We start from the raw sequence: 17,392 nt of genomic DNA on the forward strand, positions 1-17,392 counted from the left end.
TTGCGAATATAGCATTCTTCCCATCACCTGCATCACTTGTGTCAGCGCTGAATTCGGTCGGTCGCACAGGTGACAAGCGCCGCATTGGCGGCGGCGGAAAACGGAGATGGACATGCTCACACACAGGCGTTGGGAATCACTGGACACGGCGAACCGAGATTGGCTGCGCGCGAAATACCATTTCGCGGTGAGCGCCGACGGCAATCCCGACCATGCCGCTCTCGGTCCCCTGATTGTGTGGAACGACGACGAGATCGCGGTTGGCAGCGGTTTCCCCATGCACGGGCATCGTGACATGGAAATCATCACGTATGTGCGCCAAGGCCTGCTCGGGCATCGAGACACTTTGGGATCCGAAGGAACGATCCACGCAGGCGATGTCCAGGTCATGAGCGCCGGAACGGGCATACGCCACGCCGAGTTCAACAAGGGCGAAGTGCCGCTCAAGGTTTACCAGATCTGGCTGTTGCCTCGCAAAGCCGGTGGTGAACCCGCATGGGATACCAAGCCGTTTCCAAGAAGCGACCGCTCAGGGCGCTTTGTAGTCCTGGCCAGCGGGTTCGCGGGCGACGAAGGTGCGCTGCCGATTCGTGCCAATGCGCGTGTGTTCGGCGCAATGCTGAAGGCAGGCGAAAGCGTTCGATACGAGTTGAGTCCGGCGCGTCGCGCCTATCTCGTCGTGGCCTCGGGACGCATCGAAGTGAATGGCGAGCCCGTTGGGCCGCTGGACGGCGTGGCGATCACGAAAGTCGCCGCGGCACAGATTTCTGCTCTTGAAGATTCCGAGCTGGTGATGGTGGACGCCGGCTAATTCCCTTTCTCTTAATCCACCTGCGTAAATTCATCTTAGGAGTTAGTCATGGAACGTTTTAAATTTCTTCCGTTGTTGGGTCGTATTCTGATCGGTGCACCGTTTGTCATGAGCGGGCTGGGCAAACTCGCGGCGTACGGCGCGACGGTTGGCTATATCGCGGCCATGGGTCTGCCCGTGCCGCCACTCGCGTTCATTCTTGCCGTGCTGACCGAGCTGGGCGGCGGCCTGCTGCTGCTGTCGGGCTACAGGGCTCGCGCCGTGTCGCTGGGGATGGCGGTGTTCTGTGTGGTCACTGCGCTGTTCTTTCACCACAACTTCGCCGATCAAAACCAGATGATTCACTTCCTCAAGAACGTGATGATGGCCGGCGGTCTCCTGCAAATCACCTGGTTCGGCGCCGGCGCTTTCAGCCTGGACGCGCTCACCGGCCGGACAGCTTTGCGTGTTGCGCCTGTGAACGCGAGCTGACAAGTCTGATCCGCTGAGACGACCGGCTGACCAGTTGACCGGCTGGATCGTCTCACCGGGATCGGCGCTCGCAGGAACGCCAGCGGGCAGCCGCATTACCGCTTATTTCCCCAATTGTGCAATGAAGGCGCGAGCGGCCGGCCCCGGCGGCGCGTCCTTGCGGTAAACAACCTTCATCGGCATCGCTACATCGCGCGGCAGGCCTTCAATGCGAATCGCCACCAGGGTGCCACTCTCGAGATCTTCCTTGATCATGTGCAGCGGCATATGCCCCCAGCCCAGGCCGGCCTTCAGGAATGCATACTTGGCCCCCAGATCCGCGAGCCTCCACGTCGAGGCGGACAGCACGCCGAATTCGCGTCCCGCGGACAATGCGGTTCGGTCGCTGAGTACGAGTTGCACGTGCTTCTTGATTGCGGCAGCGGAAATGAGGCCCCGGGTATTTGCGAGCGGATGAGCGGGACTGACGACCGTCACCAGTTTCAGCTCGCGCAAGGATTCGACCTGTAGTTCATCCGTCACGATCGGCAGCGTGCCGATCACGCCAATGTTGCAGATCCGGTCGAGCACCAGCTTCATCACACCGCCCAGCGCTTCGACATAAAGCCGCAGTGGCGTGTGCGGATAATCCTTCTGGGACTGAGCCGCCGCGCGCGTCAAACTATCCATGGGGTACATCACGTCCATCGCGACGGAGAGTTCGGGCTCCAGACCCTCTCGCATCGCGCGTGCTCGCGCCTTGAAACCATCGATCGTGTCCGCCACGGAACGGGCGTCGAGCAGCAAGCTCTTGCCTGCATCGGTGAGCTGCGGGTAGCGGGCCGTGCGATCGAACAGCTTCACCTCGAGCTGTGCCTCGAGATTCGCAAGGGTCTGGCTAACCACTGATTGCGCGCGCCGGAGCTTGCGTCCGGCTGCTGAGAAGCTGCCTTCATCGACCGCCGCGATGAAGGTCCGAAGCTGGTCCAGCGTTACGCCGTCAAGCATATCCATCGCTCCAAACGATATCTAGAATCTAAAAATATAGGCTTTTCAGATGGAGTGCAAGCTCTTACCTTACGTGTATCGCGTTTTTCTTAAGGCAGAGCCATGAACACCGACACAGCCGTACTCAACCCGATTCCAGAGACAACGCTGGCCCCGCGCCGGGTCGCATTTCGCACCAGTGGCAGTGCGCACGGCGGCATTAACCGCCTGGCCAGTCCCTCCGATATCGGCGAGTTGATCAAGCCTTTTGTGTTCCTCGATCACGCCGTGGTCGTGCCGACCGGCAAGCCGATGTTCGGGATGCACCCGCACTCGGGTCTCGCAACACTCACCACCGTGCTGAGTGGCGGAATTTCCTATGCAGACACGACCGGCAAGAGTGGCGAACTTCTCGCCGGCGGACTCGAATGGATGAAGGCCGGCAATGGTGTCTGGCACGACGGAAACGTATTGCCGGGCGAAGCGGTACGCCTCTTTCAACTCTGGGTCGCGTTGCCGCCTTCGCAGGAGAACTCGCCGGCGGAAAGCCAGTACATCTCGCCGGCCGAGGTCCAGCGTGATGGGCCGGTCCGCGTCCTCATCGGCCGCCACGGATCGGCGACGAGCGATATCCGCGCGCCCAAAGGCATCAACTACTTCCATGTCGAACTGAACGCCGGGGAGACGTGGCGCTACGTGCCGCCAGCCGGACACAACGTCTCGTGGCTGGCAATCGACAAGGGGAGGCTGAACGCATCCGAGCCGATCGAGGCAGGGGAGCTCGCCGTATTCGAGGAATCCGACGGGGCGCCCATCGAGCTGCATGCCGAGCACGCAACGTCGTTCGTCATCGGCTCCGCGATCAAGCATCCCTATCCGCTGGTGCTCGGCTACTACTCGGTGCATACGAGCGCAGACGCGCTGGCGCAGGGCGAGGCCGAGATCCGCCGCATCGGTCGCGATCTGGCAGCGCAGCGCCGCGCCCGATAAGCGCGGACATCGATGGAATGCGTGCCCGTCGTAGACGGGTTCACCGTGACGGTAGGTAAGTCACGGTAACCCCGGCGGGCACGATTTGCTTGCGAGATCGGTGCGCCGCCGGTTCACGCGAATTCAATACGTCACCGTGCGAATCCTAAAGCACGCCCGGACGAGCCGCGACACCATGGTCGAAGTTAAACCGTGGCCGCCGGCACATGTGCCTGCACGCCCCGTCACCGGGAGAAGGAGGCGCATCGTGAATTACCCCCACGCTCATTCAGGTTCGCTGCCCGCCAAGGGGGCGGCTACGTCCGTTAGCGCGCGTCGGCAGGAGGCATCATGACCACGGCAGCGGACTATCTGGTCGATGCCCTGACACAGGCCGGCGTGAAGCGCATTTACGGCGTTGTTGGCGACTCGCTGAACGGCATCTCCGATTCGCTCAGGCGTTCCGGCGAGATCGACTGGGTCCATGTGCGGCACGAGGAAGGCGCTGCCTTCGCGGCCGGTGCGGAAGCGCATCTCACCGGTCAACTGGCGGTCTGTGCCGGCAGTTGCGGACCGGGCAACCTGCACCTGATCAACGGACTATTCGACTGCCACCGCAGCGGCGTGCCTGTGCTCGCGATCGCCGCGCACATACCCAGCTCGGAAATCGGCATCGACTACTTTCAGGCGACGCATCCGGAAATCCTGTTCAAGGAGTGCAGCCACTACGTGGAACTCGTGTCGCACGTCGACCAGTTGCCGCAGATCCTGACCCGCGCAATGCGCGCCGCGGTCGGACGGCGCGGCGTGGCGGTCGTTGTGATTCCGGGCAACGTCGCGCTGTCGCCGACGACCGCCAAGGTTGCGCCCTGGCTGGTGCCGTCGGCACCGCCCGTGCTGCGTCCGGCCGACGACGAGATCTCGCGCCTCGCGGATATGTTGCACGCGGCATCGCGCGTGACGTTGATGTGCGGCGCCGGCTGCGCGGGCGCGCACGACGAAGTGGTCGAGCTCGCGAAGCGCCTGAAGGCGCCGATCGTGCACTCGCTGCGCGGCAAGGAGCACATCGAACATGACAACCCATACGACGTCGGTATGACCGGCATGGTGGGGTTCGCGTCGGGTTACGCCGCGATGAAGGCGTGCGACATGCTGCTGCTGCTCGGCACCGATTTTCCTTACCGGCAGTTCTATCCGGAGGACGCCACGATCGCGCAGATCGACGTGCGTCCCGAAGCGCTCGGCAACCGCTGTTCGCTGGATCTTGGTCTCGTCGGCACGGTCAAGGACACACTCGCCGCGTTGCTGCCGGTCCTCAAGGAAAAAACCGATTCGTCGCATCTCGACAGCGCGCTCGCGCATTATCAGAAGGCGCGCAAGGATCTCGACTCGCTCGCCGAGAGCAATCCGTCGAGCACGACGATCCATCCTCAGTATGTGACGCGGCTCGTGAGCCAGCTCGCGGCTGACGACGCGATCTTCACCTGCGATGTCGGCACGCCAATCGCCTGGACGGCGCGCTATCTGAAGCTGAACGGCCGGCGCCGGCTGATCGGTTCGTTCAATCACGGCTCGATGGCGAACGCAATGCTGCATTCGATCGGTGCTCAGGCCACGTATCCCGGCCGCCAGGTGATCTCGATGTCCGGCGACGGCGGCTTCACGATGATGATGGGCGACTTCATCACGCTGGTTCAGGCGAAGCTGCCGGTGAAGGTGATCGTGCTGAACAACGGCACGCTGGGTTTCGTTGAGATCGAAATGCGCGCCTCGGGCTTCGTCGATACCGGCACCGACCTCGTCAATCCGAACTTCGCGCGTATGGCCGAAGCGATGGGCGTGAAGGGCATTCGCGTGGAGAAACCGCAGGAACTCGAAGGCGCGATCGCGGCAGCGCTCGCCCATGACGGGCCCGCGCTCGTCGACGTCGTCAGTGCGCGCCAGGAACTGATCATGCCGCCGAAGACCACCGTCGATGAAGCCTGGCATTTCGGCGTCTTCATGATGAAGGCGGTGATGGACGGGCGCGGTAGCGAGCTGATCGATCTCGCGAAAGTGAACCTGACGCGCTGAGCCGCGGCATCCGGTGTTTCCGGTGCGCCCGGATCGCGCGTGCAGTTGAATCGTAATGCTTCATTGCCTGCCATCAGGGAGAGACGGCGATGTCGAGTGGTGTGCGCCGTAGGCGCCATGGATGGACGGTCATGATGTCGTGCGCGACGTTGACAGCGTGTAGCGACGCGCCGTCGGTGGGCGTGCTGGGCGCGTATTTTCCGGACTGGCTGTTTTGTATCGTGGGCGGCGTGCTGCTGGTCGTATGCGTGCACGTGCTGCTTTCGCGAAGCGGCCGCGGCGCCTGGCTCACGCCGCCTGCGATCGTCTATCCGGCGCTGACGGTGCTGTTTTCCATCGCGCTCTGGGTAGCAGGCTTCAACCTTTAAGACCTTTTATGGTCCCCTTAACCTTTAGCTGACCGTGTGACCATGACTGCTGCCCAAAGCACGGACGCAGGAAAGCAGCGTCCGCGAACCTGGCCCGCCATCCTGCTGATCGTGCTGGCCGTGATCGCGATCATCGTCGTGATCTGGCGCGTGGATACCGTGCCGCGCACCGACGACGCCTATGCGTACGCCGACACGATCGGCGTCTCGCCCGAAGTCAGCGGCAAGATCGTGACGCTTGCGGTGCGCAACAACCAGGCGGTGAAGCAGGGCGATCTGCTGTTCGAGATCGACCCGCGGCCGTATCAGTTCGCGTTGCAGCGCGCCCAGGCGGCGCTCGCGCAACTCGATGCGCAGATTCCGCTGACCCAGCGCACCGTCAATGCACAAGGATTCAGTGCCGAAGCGGCGAAGTCGTCGGTCGCGCGTGCCCAGGCCGCCGCGAAGCAGGCGGGAGACACGCTGGCGAGAATGGAGCCGCTGATCGGCAAGGGCTACATTTCCGCCGACGATCTGGAGCGCGCGCGCACCACGCAACGCTCGGCGCTCGCCGAGCTTGCGGCCGCGCAAGCGCAGGCCCGCGAGGCGCAGGCGGCGGTCAGCAGCGTCGCCGCGCTGGTCGCGCAGCGCGCGGTGCTGACGGCTGAAATCTCCACGGCGCAACTCAACCTGGAATACGCGACCGTGCGTGCGCCGTTCGATGGCCGCGTCGTCGAGTTGCGCACGTCCGTCGGGCAATTCGTGTCCGCGCAAAAACCCGTCTTCACGCTGATCGATACGCGGCATTGGTACGTGATCGCCAATCTCCGCGAGAACGAGCTCGGCAACATCCGGCCCGGCACCCGCGCGACCGTTTACCTGATGAGCAATACCCGCATCCGTTTCAGCGGCTCGGTCGACTCGATCGGCTTCGGCGTCGATCCGCCGGACGGCGGCGGCACCGCGAACGGTCTGCCGAGCATTCAGCGCAGCATCAACTGGGTGCACGTCTCACAGCGTTTTCCGGTGAAGATACTGGTCGATCATCCCGATCCGCAGATGTTCCGGATTGGCACGTCCGCTGTCGCTGTGCTGCAGCCCGAACGTCGCGATAATCGTGACACTCGCGCGGCGCCCAATGGAGCGCCGTCATGAGCGGGCTCGACGGCGTCGGGCGTCATCTCGCGTGGCCGCGGCCGCTCGGGCAACTGGCAGGCTTCCTGCGCTCGGAGCTTGGCGGGTTTCCGGGGCGCGCCAACCTGACCATGCGCAGCGTGCTCGGCTGCGCGATCGTGCTTGTCGTGTCGATGACCTTGCGGGTGCCCGAGGTGGCGTTGTCGCTGATCGCGGTGTTTTTCGTCACGCAGTCGAACATCGTGCTGACCCGCCTTGTCGCGTTGTTGGCCGTGATCGGCACGACCTGCGCGATCGCCTGCATCATCGGCGTCTTCAAGCTGACGTTCGACTACCCGCTGCTGCGCATCATCGTCGCAAGCGCCATCTTTTTTTGCAGCGCTTATCTGATGCGAGCCGTGGCGAAACTGGGGCTGGTGTTCTTTCTCGTCTCACTGATCGTGATCTACGCGCAGACCTTTGTCGATCGGACCGATAACGCGGAAGCGCTGGTGCGTGCCTGTCTGTGGGTGTGGGTGGCGGTCAACTACGCAGTTGTGCTGTCGCTGATCATCAACACGCTGTTTCTGCCAGCTGAACCGGAGCAGCAGTTGCGCGCCGCCATGCAAGGGCAGCTCGCGACGGCCCGTGCGCGGCTCGCGGTCATGATCGACACGAATGCGCCGGCCGTGCACATTGGCGCGCTCGATCTCGAGCGCGGCGCACTCGCGTTGCAGAAGCTGTTGCGTTTTTCGACCATGCGTCATCACTACAGCGAGGAAGATGCCTCGGCGTGGTTGGCCTGCGTGACCGTGGTATCGCGCATCTTCGAAGCTGCGGCGGTGCTGCCTGAGCATGCAGTCGCGCACGACGCCGGGCAGATCGATGCCATCCGCGTGGTGCAGGACGAACTCGTGTCGCTCGATCACGCGATTGGCGACAACCTGCAATGGCGGCATTGGGGCGCATCGCGCCAGGCGTCGGTGTTGACCTCGATACCCGCGCTTGACGCGATGCAACGCGCGCTCAACGCGTTCTCCGAGGCCACGCGGGGTGCCGTCGCGTCGACGCCGTCGGAAGATGCGGCCGCCGGCAGTGCAGCGAAGAAGGGCGAGAAAGCGGAGCAGGCGACGAAAGCGGCGGCGCCTTCCGCGCAGCCCGAACCAGACATCTTCGCGAATCCGCGTTACGCGCGCTTCGCGCTGCGTACGCTGTTCTCGGTACTGATCTGCTATGTGTTCTACAACGCGGTGAACTGGCCGGGTATCCACACGATCATGCTGACGTGTCTCGTGGTCGCGCTGCCGAGCCTTGGCGCGTCGAGCCGTCAGGGCGTGCTGCGGCTCACCGGTGCACTGATCGGCAGTGCACTGGCGCTGTTCATGGTTGCGTTCGTGATTCCGCAACTGGAAAGCGTGACGGGGCTGCTGCTGATGAGCTTGCCCGTGATCGCGCTCGGCGCCTGGGTGGCGGCGGGATCCGAGCGGATCAGCTATGCAGGAATCCAGATCATGTTTACGTTTGCGCTGGCGCTGCTCGAATCGTTCTCGCCACCGTCGGATCTCACCGAGATCCGCGACCGGATCGTCGGCATCGTCCTGGGTGTCGGCGTGGCCACCTTCATCCAGATGTCGATGTGGCCGGAGCGCGAAGCGGATGGCCTGCGTACGCAACTGACGTCGATATTGCGCAAGATCGCGGCGCTGGCGCGTATCGAGGCGAAGGCGGTGCAGAGCGGCCCACGCGCGACGGATTCTGCAGCGGTGGTTGAAGCGTGGGCCATGGTCGCGGATTGCGAGATGGCGCTCGCGCGTGTCGCGCTCGAACCCGACTGGCGCGAGGGAGAGACGACACGTATTGCGCTGCTGTCGCAGACGGTGCTCGCGCAGAGCCGTGCGATGCTTGTCGCGCTCGAAGCGTTTCACCATGAGGCGATGATCAATGCGTCGGCAAGCGCACCGATGGAGCGCGCCGCGAAGTTTCAGTCAGATGTCGCGGATGCGCTGGAGCGATACGCGTCACAACTCGTGGCCGAACCACCGGCCGCGATGACGCCGGCGCGGCTCGACCTGAGCGGATTGCGCACCGCGCTGCCGCCGGCAGGCGCAGCGGAGACGGCAGGTGGGCAAACGATGGAGCGGCTCGCGCAACGCATTGACGCGGCGCTCGCCGGGTTGCCACGCTGGTTGCCCGACGAACGTGCGTCCGGCGAATTCGCGAGCGCGGGGTGATCGGCGATGACGCACTTCGCTTGCATCCTGCGCCGCGTGTTGCGCTTACCGCACTTACCGAGCCTGTGGCGCCAGACGCGCATGCCGGCCGTACGATTGGCCACACGACCAGCCGCACGACTGCTCAACCACTGCCTCGCGTCTCTAGCGCTGCCATTGCTCGCCTCATGCGCGATCATTCACCACGATAGCCCGCCGGCCGCAATGATCGCGCCGCAGCAGATCCGCCTCGCCGACGACATTCATCTGGCCAACGAAGGCTGGCCGTCGGCGCGCTGGTGGGAGCAGTATCACGATCCGCAGCTCAATACGCTCGTCGAGCTGGCGCTCGCGCATGCGCCTTCGCTCGCCATTGCGCGCGAGCACGTCTCGCAAGCCCACGCGCAGGTCGAGCTGATCCAGGCGGCGGCCGGTCTGCAGATGTCCGCGCTTGCGGAGGCCGATCGCGAGCATGTCTCGGGGCACGGTTTCCTCAGCGCGTACGCGTCGCACGATCCGGCGATCGGAGCGTTTGGGCCGTGGTATTGGACCGGGCTGGTGGGCGTCGACGCGCACTACGACATCGACATCTGGGGCAAGCAGCGCGACCTCGTGCGCGCGGCGATCGGCGAGCAGAACGCGCGGCGCGCGGAGGCGGCGCAGGCCGAACTCGAACTCTCGGCAGGCGTCGCGCAGCTTTACTACAGCATCCAGATCACTTACGCGAGCCTTGATCTGTTGCGCCAGCTTCGTGAAGTGCGCGCGTTCGAGCTCGACACGCGATCGGCGCGGCACGAACGCGGCCTCGAAGCGCTGACCCAGACCGCCCAGGCGCGCTCGCAGGTGCTCGCAATCGACCAGCAGATCGCCTCGAGCGAAGAGCAGATCGTCCACGCGCGCGAAGCGCTGCGTGCGCTGGCGGGCGTCGGTCCCGACGATCTGCCGGCAATCGCGCCGGTGCCGTTGCCGGCGCCATCGGGTTCGCTGCCGTCGACACTATCGTATGAGCTGCTCGCGCGGCGCCCGGATCTGCAGGCAATGCGCTGGCTGGTACAGGCGTCGTTCGACAAGATCGATGCGTCGAAGGCCGCGTTCTACCCGAGCTTCGACATCACCGCGTTCTTCGGTTTCAACGCGCTGCGAATGCGCGACCTGTTCCTGCATTCGAGCCAGCAGATCAACCTCATTCCCGGCCTCACGCTGCCGATCTTCGACGGTGGCCGCCTGAACGCGAACCTGCACGGCGCGCGCACGGCGAGCAACACGCTGATCGAGCAGTACGACCAGGCGGTGCTCGACGCGGTGCGCGACGTCGCGCAGAGCGGCAGTGCGATCGACGACCTCGATCATCGCGCGCATCTGCAGCGTGACCGGATCGACGCGTTGCGCTTTGCGAGCGACAGTGCCGAGGCGAGCTACCAGACCGGCCTCGGCGACAGGACGAGCGCGATGCAGGCGAAGGCGCCGGTCATCGCTGGGCGCCTCGAACTCGTGCAACTGACCGGCGACGAGATCGAAGCGGGCATCGTGTTGACCCGCGCGCTGGGCGGCGGCTATCGCAGCGACGACCTGCCGGGGGAGTCGGCCAGCACGAACAAGCCCTAGGCGGCGAGCACGCCGGCTTCGTTGCGGCTGCCGGTCGCCCACGCGAGCGTGCCGACCCTCTGTCGGGGGAGGGATCGCCGTGCCTGCCGACGCGAACGCTAACGCGACCGATGACCCGTCTGCCATGGAGCCAGGTCATGAAGAATCATGATGCTTCGGAAATCCGCACTCCACTTCGGGCAACGCCGCTGCTCCACCCGGAGCCGTTGATCCGTCGAGGCCGGTCGTGACGCAGGACGTCAATCTGATCGAACTCACCGCCGAAATCGTGGCGAGCTTCGTGTCGTGCAACCCGTTGCCGGCAGCCGACCTGCCGGAGTTCATCTGGAGCACCTACGCGGCGCTAGCCGCATTGCACACGACGTCGGTACCGGCCGCGCGGCAGCGGGCGGCTGTGCCGATCGAGGAATCGGTGCGCGACGATTATCTCGTCTGTCTCGAAGACGGACGCAAGCTGAAGTCGCTCAAACGCTACCTGCAGCGCCACTTCGCGATGACCCCCGACGAATACCGCGCGAAGTGGGGCCTGCCCGCCGACTACCCGATGGTCGCGCCGGCCTATTCCGCGCTGCGCTCGTCGATTGCGAAGCGCCATCCCGCGGGCGCAATCAAACCGCGTCCCGGCGCCTGACAACGCACAAACGAGGGATGCCGCGCCCGTCGTGCTCACCCGATGAGGGGATGTCGCGCCGCCGCCAGACTGCGCAAGATAGAGGCCGTCGACTTACGCCCTGCGGAGGCGCACATGTTCACGCAGACACCGAATGCAGCGTGCGGCAACGAGGTGGCAGATTTCGCCGCCGACGGCGGGACCGCGCTCGAGGAAGCCGAACCGGTCGCCGACGCGTCTCATCGGCTCCACTCAGACAGCGTCTGCGATGCGATCGTCGCGCGGCTCGTGGCGCGGGCTGCTGAGCAAACGCGGCCGTCCGTGCGGCGCGCGGCGTCGCTGCCGCAGTGGCGTCTGCGGCGCGCGCTCGACTTCATCGAAGCGAATCTCGCACAGCCGATCGGACTTGCCGATGTCGCCGCCAGCACCGGACTCACCCGCATGCATTTCGCCGCGCAGTTCCGCTCGACGACCGGCTATTCGCCGCACGCGTATCTGCTGCGGCGCAGGATCGAGCATGCGCAGATGCTGCTGCGCTCGTCGGCGCTCAGCGTACTCGACGTCGCGCTCAGTTGTGGCTTCGGGTCGCATGCGCACTTTACGACCGTCTTCGGGCGGATGGTCGGCGAGCCGCCCAACAGTTGGCGGACCCGCATGCGGGACGAGGAGCCGGTCGTGGAGCCGGCCGTGGCTATCGACCCGCGCCGGCGCGACACCGGAGCGTGATCATGCAGACCGACCTGGCGGATGATGCTTGCTGGTGCGCCGCGTTGCGCCTGCTCGACGGGGGCTCGTGGGAGTGGGCCGCGAGCCGGCTGGCGCCGCGCGTCGAAGCAGTAAAGGTGCGGGGTGCGCCAACCGACGCGTGCCGCGAATGCGTGGTGCGCGTGCTCGATCGCGTTTCGACGAAGATCGTGGTCGTGTACTGGTGCGATGCAACGTCCTGCCGCTACGGCGACCAGTTGTGGCGGGTGGGCGTCTCGAGGCGGCGCGGTCGCTGCGCGTTGTCGGGTGCGCCGATCAAGGCCGGCGACGCGGTCTATCGTCCGCGACAGGGGCGGCCGAGGCCCGTCAACGCGGCCGCGATGATGCTGGCCTCCGAGGTCGAACGCGTGTCACCCGGCTGATCGTTGGCCGTATTACAAATCCCGGTATTGATCGCTTTCGTTTCGGTTTCAGTCCGGGCAATACCGGACAACAACCCATCCTTTACCGAAAAAGAACCGAATCATCACGCTTTTCCGGACGGTCATCTCTAGTCTGGACGGTACTGCGTTCGTCCAGCGATTGTGACGATCGGGTGTCCGACGGAGCGAGGAATGAACGAGGCATTTGTCTGCGAAATTCATCAGGAAGCGGGGCATCTTCAACCCCGCGCGGTGCCGCCGCGGGGGCAGTCCGACGCCCTCGTGACGCGGGCGCTTCATGTCGTGCCGCCCGGGCCGGTGTATGTGGACGAAGTTCAGTCCGAAGTTCAGTCATTGGCTCGCGTCGGCCGGGAACGGCCTGCGGTAAGTGCAGCGCGCATCCATCCGGACCTTGCGCGCGCGTGGCAGATGGTGATCCGCGGCGAGGCCGCCGAGGCGCTGCTGAGCGCGCAGCGGATTGAAGGGCAGGTCGGTCCGCTAACGGGCCCGGTTGCGGTTACTGTGCGTTGCGAGATCGCTGCCGTGCGGGCCGCGGCGCTCCTGCTGCAGGACGACGCGGGAGCCGCATTGGCCGCTGCGCTTTCCGCGCTGCGGCTCGGCACTGCAACGCCCACCGCGCATGTCGCGCTGACGGTGTGCCGCTGCGCTTACTTGCGCCTCGGCGACCCCGAGAGTTTCTACGCGGTGGAACGCCGCGCGCCGGACGGGCAGCCGGGCCGGCTGCGCGCGATCACCGCGATGCTCGACCTTGCGCTTGATGCCGCGGTCGAATTCGCTCAGATGCATTTCAATGCCGCGCGCTTGCTGGCCGACGACGCGCTCGATGTCGTGCGCCGTTTCGGGGCCGGTCCGGCGGCAATCGACGCGTTGCCCGCCTGCGTGATGGCGCAGGTGCTGTACGAGGAGGGCCGCGTCGACGAGAGCGAGGCGCTGGTCGCGGCGCGGCTGCCGGGCATCCGGCAGGGCGGTGCGATCGAAGGCGCGGTGCGCGCTTACGGACTGCTTGCCCGCATCGCCGCGAACCGGCGGCAACCGGGGCAGGCGCTCCTGCTGCTGGCCGAGGCGGACGCGCTTGGGATGAAGCGCAACTGGCCGCGGCTGCGCGCCGCCAGCCTCGCGCAGCAAGTCGAGATGCACGTGGCCGCGGACCGCATCGACCAGGCGGCGCTCTGCGCACAACGGCTCGCCATGCTGGCCGGGCAATGCGGCGCGGCGAGCAGCAGCGCGCGCTTCGAGATCGCGCGCTACCACGTACTCGCGCAGGCACGGTTTGCGCTCGCACAGGCGCATTCACAAGCATGCGCTCAGGCGCTCTCTCAGGCATCCGCTCTGGCGTTCCCTCAGGCACCCATCGAGGTATCCGCCGCGGTCGATCTCGCAGCGCTGCGGCAGCTCCATTGCGATACCGTCCTGAGGCGCGATCGATACGGCGCGGTGACGATCGCGCTGTTGCTGATCGAAGCGTTGCTGGTCGCCGGTCTGCGCGATGAAGCGGTCGAGGCGCTCGTCACGCTGCTGAAGCAGGCGGCTTCGGCGGGACTGCAGCAGACGCTCGTCGACTGCAGCGAGCGCGTGGCGAAACTGATCGACGGGATGGTGCGCGGGTCGATCGTGCCCGCCGGCGATGTCCGCGAGCTGCTTCCCTACGCAGCCGCCTTGATGTCACGACGCCGGCGGGGCGCCGCCCATACGCAACCGGCGTGCGATACGGCGCGGGACATCGCACGGTCCGTGGCCGCCATGGGTCTCAGCGAGCGTGAACGCGTGATCATCGGACTGATGGGGCGTGGGCTGACCAACAAGCAGATTGCGATCCGGCTGTGCATCGCGCCCGAGACGGTGAAGTCGCACGCCAAGCATCTGTACACGAAGCTGTCGGTGAGGAACCGGATCGAAGCGGTGACGCTGGCGAGCCGCCTGGGTCTCGTCCGGTTATCCGGATGCGGGCACGCCGGCGACTAGCCCGCTTCGAACGTCTCACGCAGACGATGGCCCGACGGCAGCGTCGCGGCGAGTGCGTCCTTCATCGTCTTGCTGAGTGCTGCGTGGCGCTTGGCCGATTGCGTGTCGCCGGCCAACTCGCAGGCGCGGGCAGCCGTGCGATGGATGCGCCAGTCCGCGAGCGGCGTCTGGTAACCCCGCGTCGCGTCGAGCGCATGCTGCACGCAGCGCAACGCATGGGTTGCGTCATGCTGTTCGCACGCGACCCGCGCGCGCATCTCCCACGCGAAGCCCTGCCACGTGCGTTCTTCGATAGCGGTCGCCAGTTTCACGAGACGGTCGGCATGCGTGATCGCTGCGTCGAGATCGCGCTCCGCGAGTGCGACGCCCGCGAGCCCCCATTCGAGCGGCAGGCGCCAGTACCAGTCGAAGATCACCGGCTGCGAGTCCATCCGTTGCATCACCTGCGTGAGCGCGTCGCGGGCGGCGCGCGTATCGCCGAGGCCGAGCTGTGCGAGCCCGGTCAGCAGCAGGCAGAGCCGGTATTCGGCCGGCAGGATCGACTTGCCGCTGCCCGGTTCGGGCGACTTGCCGGCCAGCACCTGCGTGCAGGCTTGCAGCATCGCGCTGAAATCCATCGCGTGGAACTGCACCCAGCAGCGATAGAGCGTGAGCGTGTCCGCGCCGTACGGATTGCCGTTGTGCGCGAACATCGTGATCGCCTTGTCGAACTCGCGCTGCGCGCGGCCGAATTCGCCGAGATAGAGCTGCGTCCACGGCACACCCAGATGCACCATCCAGGTCGCGCGCGCCATGTTGAACTCGGGGCGGTTTTCGTCGTTCTCGACGAGGAAACGGTAGTTCGCGATGATCGTGTCCTGGGCTTTCTGGTAGTGCGACGACACGAGACAGACCATGGCGTATTCGCACAGCGACCAGGCGGTCGTGTAGGGATCGTCGCCGGCGCGCAAGGGGACGAGCGCGGCCTCGCACCGCGCGATGTCTTCGGCGCACCAGCCGCGCACCCACATCCGCCATACGTAGCAACTGATGCGGGTGCGGGCCTGCTGTTGCGGATTGGTCTGCCGGTCGCTGAGCGCGAGCGCTTCGTCGATGATCTGGCTGCAGCGCAACTGGTCGCGCCAGCTATACGTGTACGCGAGGCTCATCAGCGCACGGCTCTGGATATCGATCAGGCCGTGCTGCGCGGCACGCTCCGCGAGCTGCTCGCAGGTTTCCCGCGCGCGGGAGTCGTGGGCCGCCGCGAAGATCGAAGCACGGCCTTCGAGGAATTCCGTTTCCGCCGCCGCGCGGGCTTCACTGGGCAGGTTGGCCGCGAACATCAGCGCGCGGTCGAGGACCGCGAGCGCGTCGTTGTAGGCGAGACGTTTCTTCGCCGTCTGGATCGCAATGCGCAGATAGCCGAGCGCACGTTCCCAACGTTTCGCGGCGGCGAAGTGCTGGGCGAGTTCGGCGGCGACCCCGCCGCGTTCCTCGGGTGCGAACAGCGCCTCGAGCGCTTCGGCGACGCGCAGATGGGAGCGGGTGGTGCGGAGCGGTCCCTGCCGCTCGTAGAAGGTCTGCCGGTACATCGTGTGGCGGAACGCATAGGTGCTGGCGGCGAACCCGTCCTCGAGCGTAGACGAAGGCTCGCGCCGGATGAAGCTTTCCTGACGGCAGAGCGCCTCGCAGATATCCTCGAAATGCTCCTGGCTCAAGGCGGCGGCCGGCGCCGCAGTGGTCACGCTAAACGCGAGGCCGGCGACGCTCGCGCCTTCGAGCGCGCGTTGCTGGTCGTCGGTCAGCCGCTGGATGCGATGCTCGATGACCTGGTTCAACGTGAGCGGCACTTCCAGCCGCACTTCCGAGGGCGACAGATGCAGCTTCCAGCCCTCGGGCGTCGATTGCGCGATGCCTTGTTCGACCAGGTGATCGAGCGTCGCGACCATGAACAGCGGGTTACCCCCGGAGCGCTCGCGCACGAGCTGAGCGAAGCCGTTCGCGCTGTCGAGCCGGGCGTCGCGCGGGCCGCCCGTCAGATATTCGGCGATGGCGCCTTCGGTCAAGGGTTCCAGGACGATGTCGTGACACAGCTTCTGCACCCCCAGATCGCGGTTCAGCCGGCACAACGGGTGTTGCGCGAGTTCGGCGTCTTCCGGGCGGTACGTGGCGATCACCATCAGACGTGCGCCGCTGCGATGGCGGGCAAGCGCGGACAGCATGTCGACCGTCGAATAGTCGGACCAATGCAGGTCTTCGAACACCAGCGCGAGCGGCCGCTCAAGCGAGAGCGCTTCGAGGAATTCGCAGATCTCTCTCAACATGCGCCCGCTCGCCGCGCCGATCACCTGATGCTGCAGTTCGGCGCGGTATTGCTGCGGCACCGATCCCAGCATCTGGAGCGCCCAGGTCGGTGCGATCGACACGAGCGTGCGGGTGATCATCGGGCCCGCTTCGCTGCGGGTCAACTGGGTCAGCGCGTCGAGCACCGGGTAGTAAGGCTCGATGCCGCCGTAGCCTTCGACGCAGCGCCCAAGCGACGTCAACACCGTGGCATCCCCATCGAGCGAATCCAGGAACCGGTTGACGAGCGTCGTCTTGCCGATGCCTGGTTCGCCCGCCACGAACACGATGCGCGATGCGCCATTGCGTGCCTCGTCGAACAGCGTCTTCAACCGGTTCAGTTGCTGCTTGCGGCCGACGAACCCGCCATGGCTGCGCTCGAGCGCCTCGCGCGCGCCCGTGCTGGAACTGGCGGAGAGCGGCGCAATGAAGCAATAGCCGCGGCCGCGATGGGTTTCGATAAAGCTTGGACGTGTGGGATCGTCGCCGAGGGCAGTGCGGATGGTCAGCATGTGAGCCTTCAGCACTTCGGGCTGGACATGCACGTTCTGCCAGAGGGCATCGAGGAATTCCTCGTGCGTGATGAGCCGCCCGGCGTGGTCGATCAGGTATTGCAGCACGTCGTAGGCGCGCGGCGCCAACGTGAGCCTGCGGCTCGTGCCGTCGGGCGCACACTGCCAGACGCATCGATTCACTCGATCCAGCCGAAAGGGTGGGAAATCGATCACGTAGGTTCTCCGACGGAGCCGCAACCCGGCTTGGTTGCCGCGATTTTATACTGGGCC

At 65.5% G+C, this 17,392-nt stretch carries 14 protein-coding genes; 12 read left to right on the forward strand and 2 right to left on the reverse strand.

Annotated elements, in window-relative coordinates; translation table 11 throughout:
* The first annotated feature begins 112 nt into the window (after nt 1-112).
* The gene (locus M0D64_RS11390) at nt 113-811 is read left to right on the forward strand and encodes a pirin family protein (RefSeq protein WP_266257757.1); all 699 of its coding nucleotides are present in this window, start codon (nt 113-115) and stop codon (nt 809-811) included.
* Nucleotides 812-859: 48 nt separating this feature from the next.
* Nucleotides 860-1,282 carry a DoxX family protein gene (locus tag M0D64_RS11395; RefSeq protein WP_266257758.1) on the forward strand — a complete coding sequence of 141 codons (423 nt, stop codon included), beginning with the start codon at nt 860-862 and terminating at the stop codon, nt 1,280-1,282.
* Nucleotides 1,283-1,384: 102 nt separating this feature from the next.
* Here M0D64_RS11395 and M0D64_RS11400 read toward each other — a convergent pair whose 3' ends face one another.
* The gene (locus tag M0D64_RS11400) at nt 1,385-2,269 is read right to left on the reverse strand and encodes a LysR family transcriptional regulator (protein ID WP_154559772.1); all 885 of its coding nucleotides are present in this window, start codon (nt 2,267-2,269) and stop codon (nt 1,385-1,387) included.
* A 102-nt stretch (nt 2,270-2,371) separates the two neighbouring features.
* Between M0D64_RS11400 and M0D64_RS11405 the strand changes: the two genes are divergently transcribed.
* The 10 genes from M0D64_RS11405 (at nt 2,372) to M0D64_RS11450 (ending at nt 14,285) form a co-directional block, all read left to right on the forward strand.
* Complete coding sequence (locus tag M0D64_RS11405; protein ID WP_266257759.1) at nt 2,372-3,238, forward strand: pirin family protein; 867 nt, start codon at nt 2,372-2,374, stop codon at nt 3,236-3,238.
* Nucleotides 3,239-3,568: 330 nt separating this feature from the next.
* Complete coding sequence (gene poxB, locus M0D64_RS11410; RefSeq protein ID WP_266257760.1) at nt 3,569-5,290, forward strand: ubiquinone-dependent pyruvate dehydrogenase; 1,722 nt, start codon at nt 3,569-3,571, stop codon at nt 5,288-5,290.
* Nucleotides 5,291-5,421: 131 nt separating this feature from the next.
* Entirely contained in the window at nt 5,422-5,658 is a 237-nt protein-coding gene (locus M0D64_RS11415) for a YtcA family lipoprotein (RefSeq protein ID WP_154559775.1), read from the forward strand.
* A gap of 42 nt (nt 5,659-5,700) precedes the next feature.
* Nucleotides 5,701-6,792, forward strand: coding sequence for a multidrug transporter subunit MdtN (gene mdtN / locus M0D64_RS11420; RefSeq protein ID WP_266257761.1), 1,092 nt, complete (start codon nt 5,701-5,703; stop codon nt 6,790-6,792).
* Nucleotides 6,789-8,981 (forward strand): FUSC family protein, encoded by a 2,193-nt coding sequence (locus M0D64_RS11425; protein WP_266257762.1) that lies wholly within the window; start codon nt 6,789-6,791, stop codon nt 8,979-8,981. Before mdtN ends, M0D64_RS11425 begins: the two co-directional genes overlap by 4 nt.
* A gap of 6 nt (nt 8,982-8,987) precedes the next feature.
* Nucleotides 8,988-10,565 carry an MdtP family multidrug efflux transporter outer membrane subunit gene (locus M0D64_RS11430; RefSeq protein WP_266257763.1) on the forward strand — a complete coding sequence of 526 codons (1,578 nt, stop codon included), beginning with the start codon at nt 8,988-8,990 and terminating at the stop codon, nt 10,563-10,565.
* 226 nt (nt 10,566-10,791) lie between these two features.
* Nucleotides 10,792-11,196 carry a MucR family transcriptional regulator gene (locus M0D64_RS11435; RefSeq protein ID WP_266257764.1) on the forward strand — a complete coding sequence of 135 codons (405 nt, stop codon included), beginning with the start codon at nt 10,792-10,794 and terminating at the stop codon, nt 11,194-11,196.
* Between the two features lie 114 nt (nt 11,197-11,310).
* Nucleotides 11,311-11,901 (forward strand): AraC family transcriptional regulator, encoded by a 591-nt coding sequence (locus M0D64_RS11440; protein ID WP_308102147.1) that lies wholly within the window; start codon nt 11,311-11,313, stop codon nt 11,899-11,901.
* A gap of 2 nt (nt 11,902-11,903) precedes the next feature.
* Nucleotides 11,904-12,302, forward strand: coding sequence for a DUF3331 domain-containing protein (locus M0D64_RS11445; RefSeq protein WP_266236776.1), 399 nt, complete (start codon nt 11,904-11,906; stop codon nt 12,300-12,302).
* A 192-nt stretch (nt 12,303-12,494) separates the two neighbouring features.
* On the forward strand, nt 12,495-14,285 hold the full coding sequence (locus tag M0D64_RS11450; RefSeq protein WP_266257765.1) for a LuxR C-terminal-related transcriptional regulator: 1,791 nt from the start codon (nt 12,495-12,497) through the stop codon (nt 14,283-14,285).
* Here the strand turns inward: M0D64_RS11450 and M0D64_RS11455 are convergent.
* A complete protein-coding gene (locus tag M0D64_RS11455; RefSeq protein ID WP_266257766.1) occupies nt 14,282-17,335 on the reverse strand; it encodes an AAA family ATPase in 3,054 nt (1,017 codons plus the stop codon). The two genes, M0D64_RS11450 and M0D64_RS11455, sit on opposite strands and share 4 nt — an antisense overlap.
* Nucleotides 17,336-17,392 lie beyond the last annotated feature (57 nt).

The sequence above is a fragment of the Paraburkholderia sp. WS6 genome (assembly GCF_030464835.1).
GTDB lineage: Bacteria > Pseudomonadota > Gammaproteobacteria > Burkholderiales > Burkholderiaceae > Paraburkholderia > Paraburkholderia madseniana.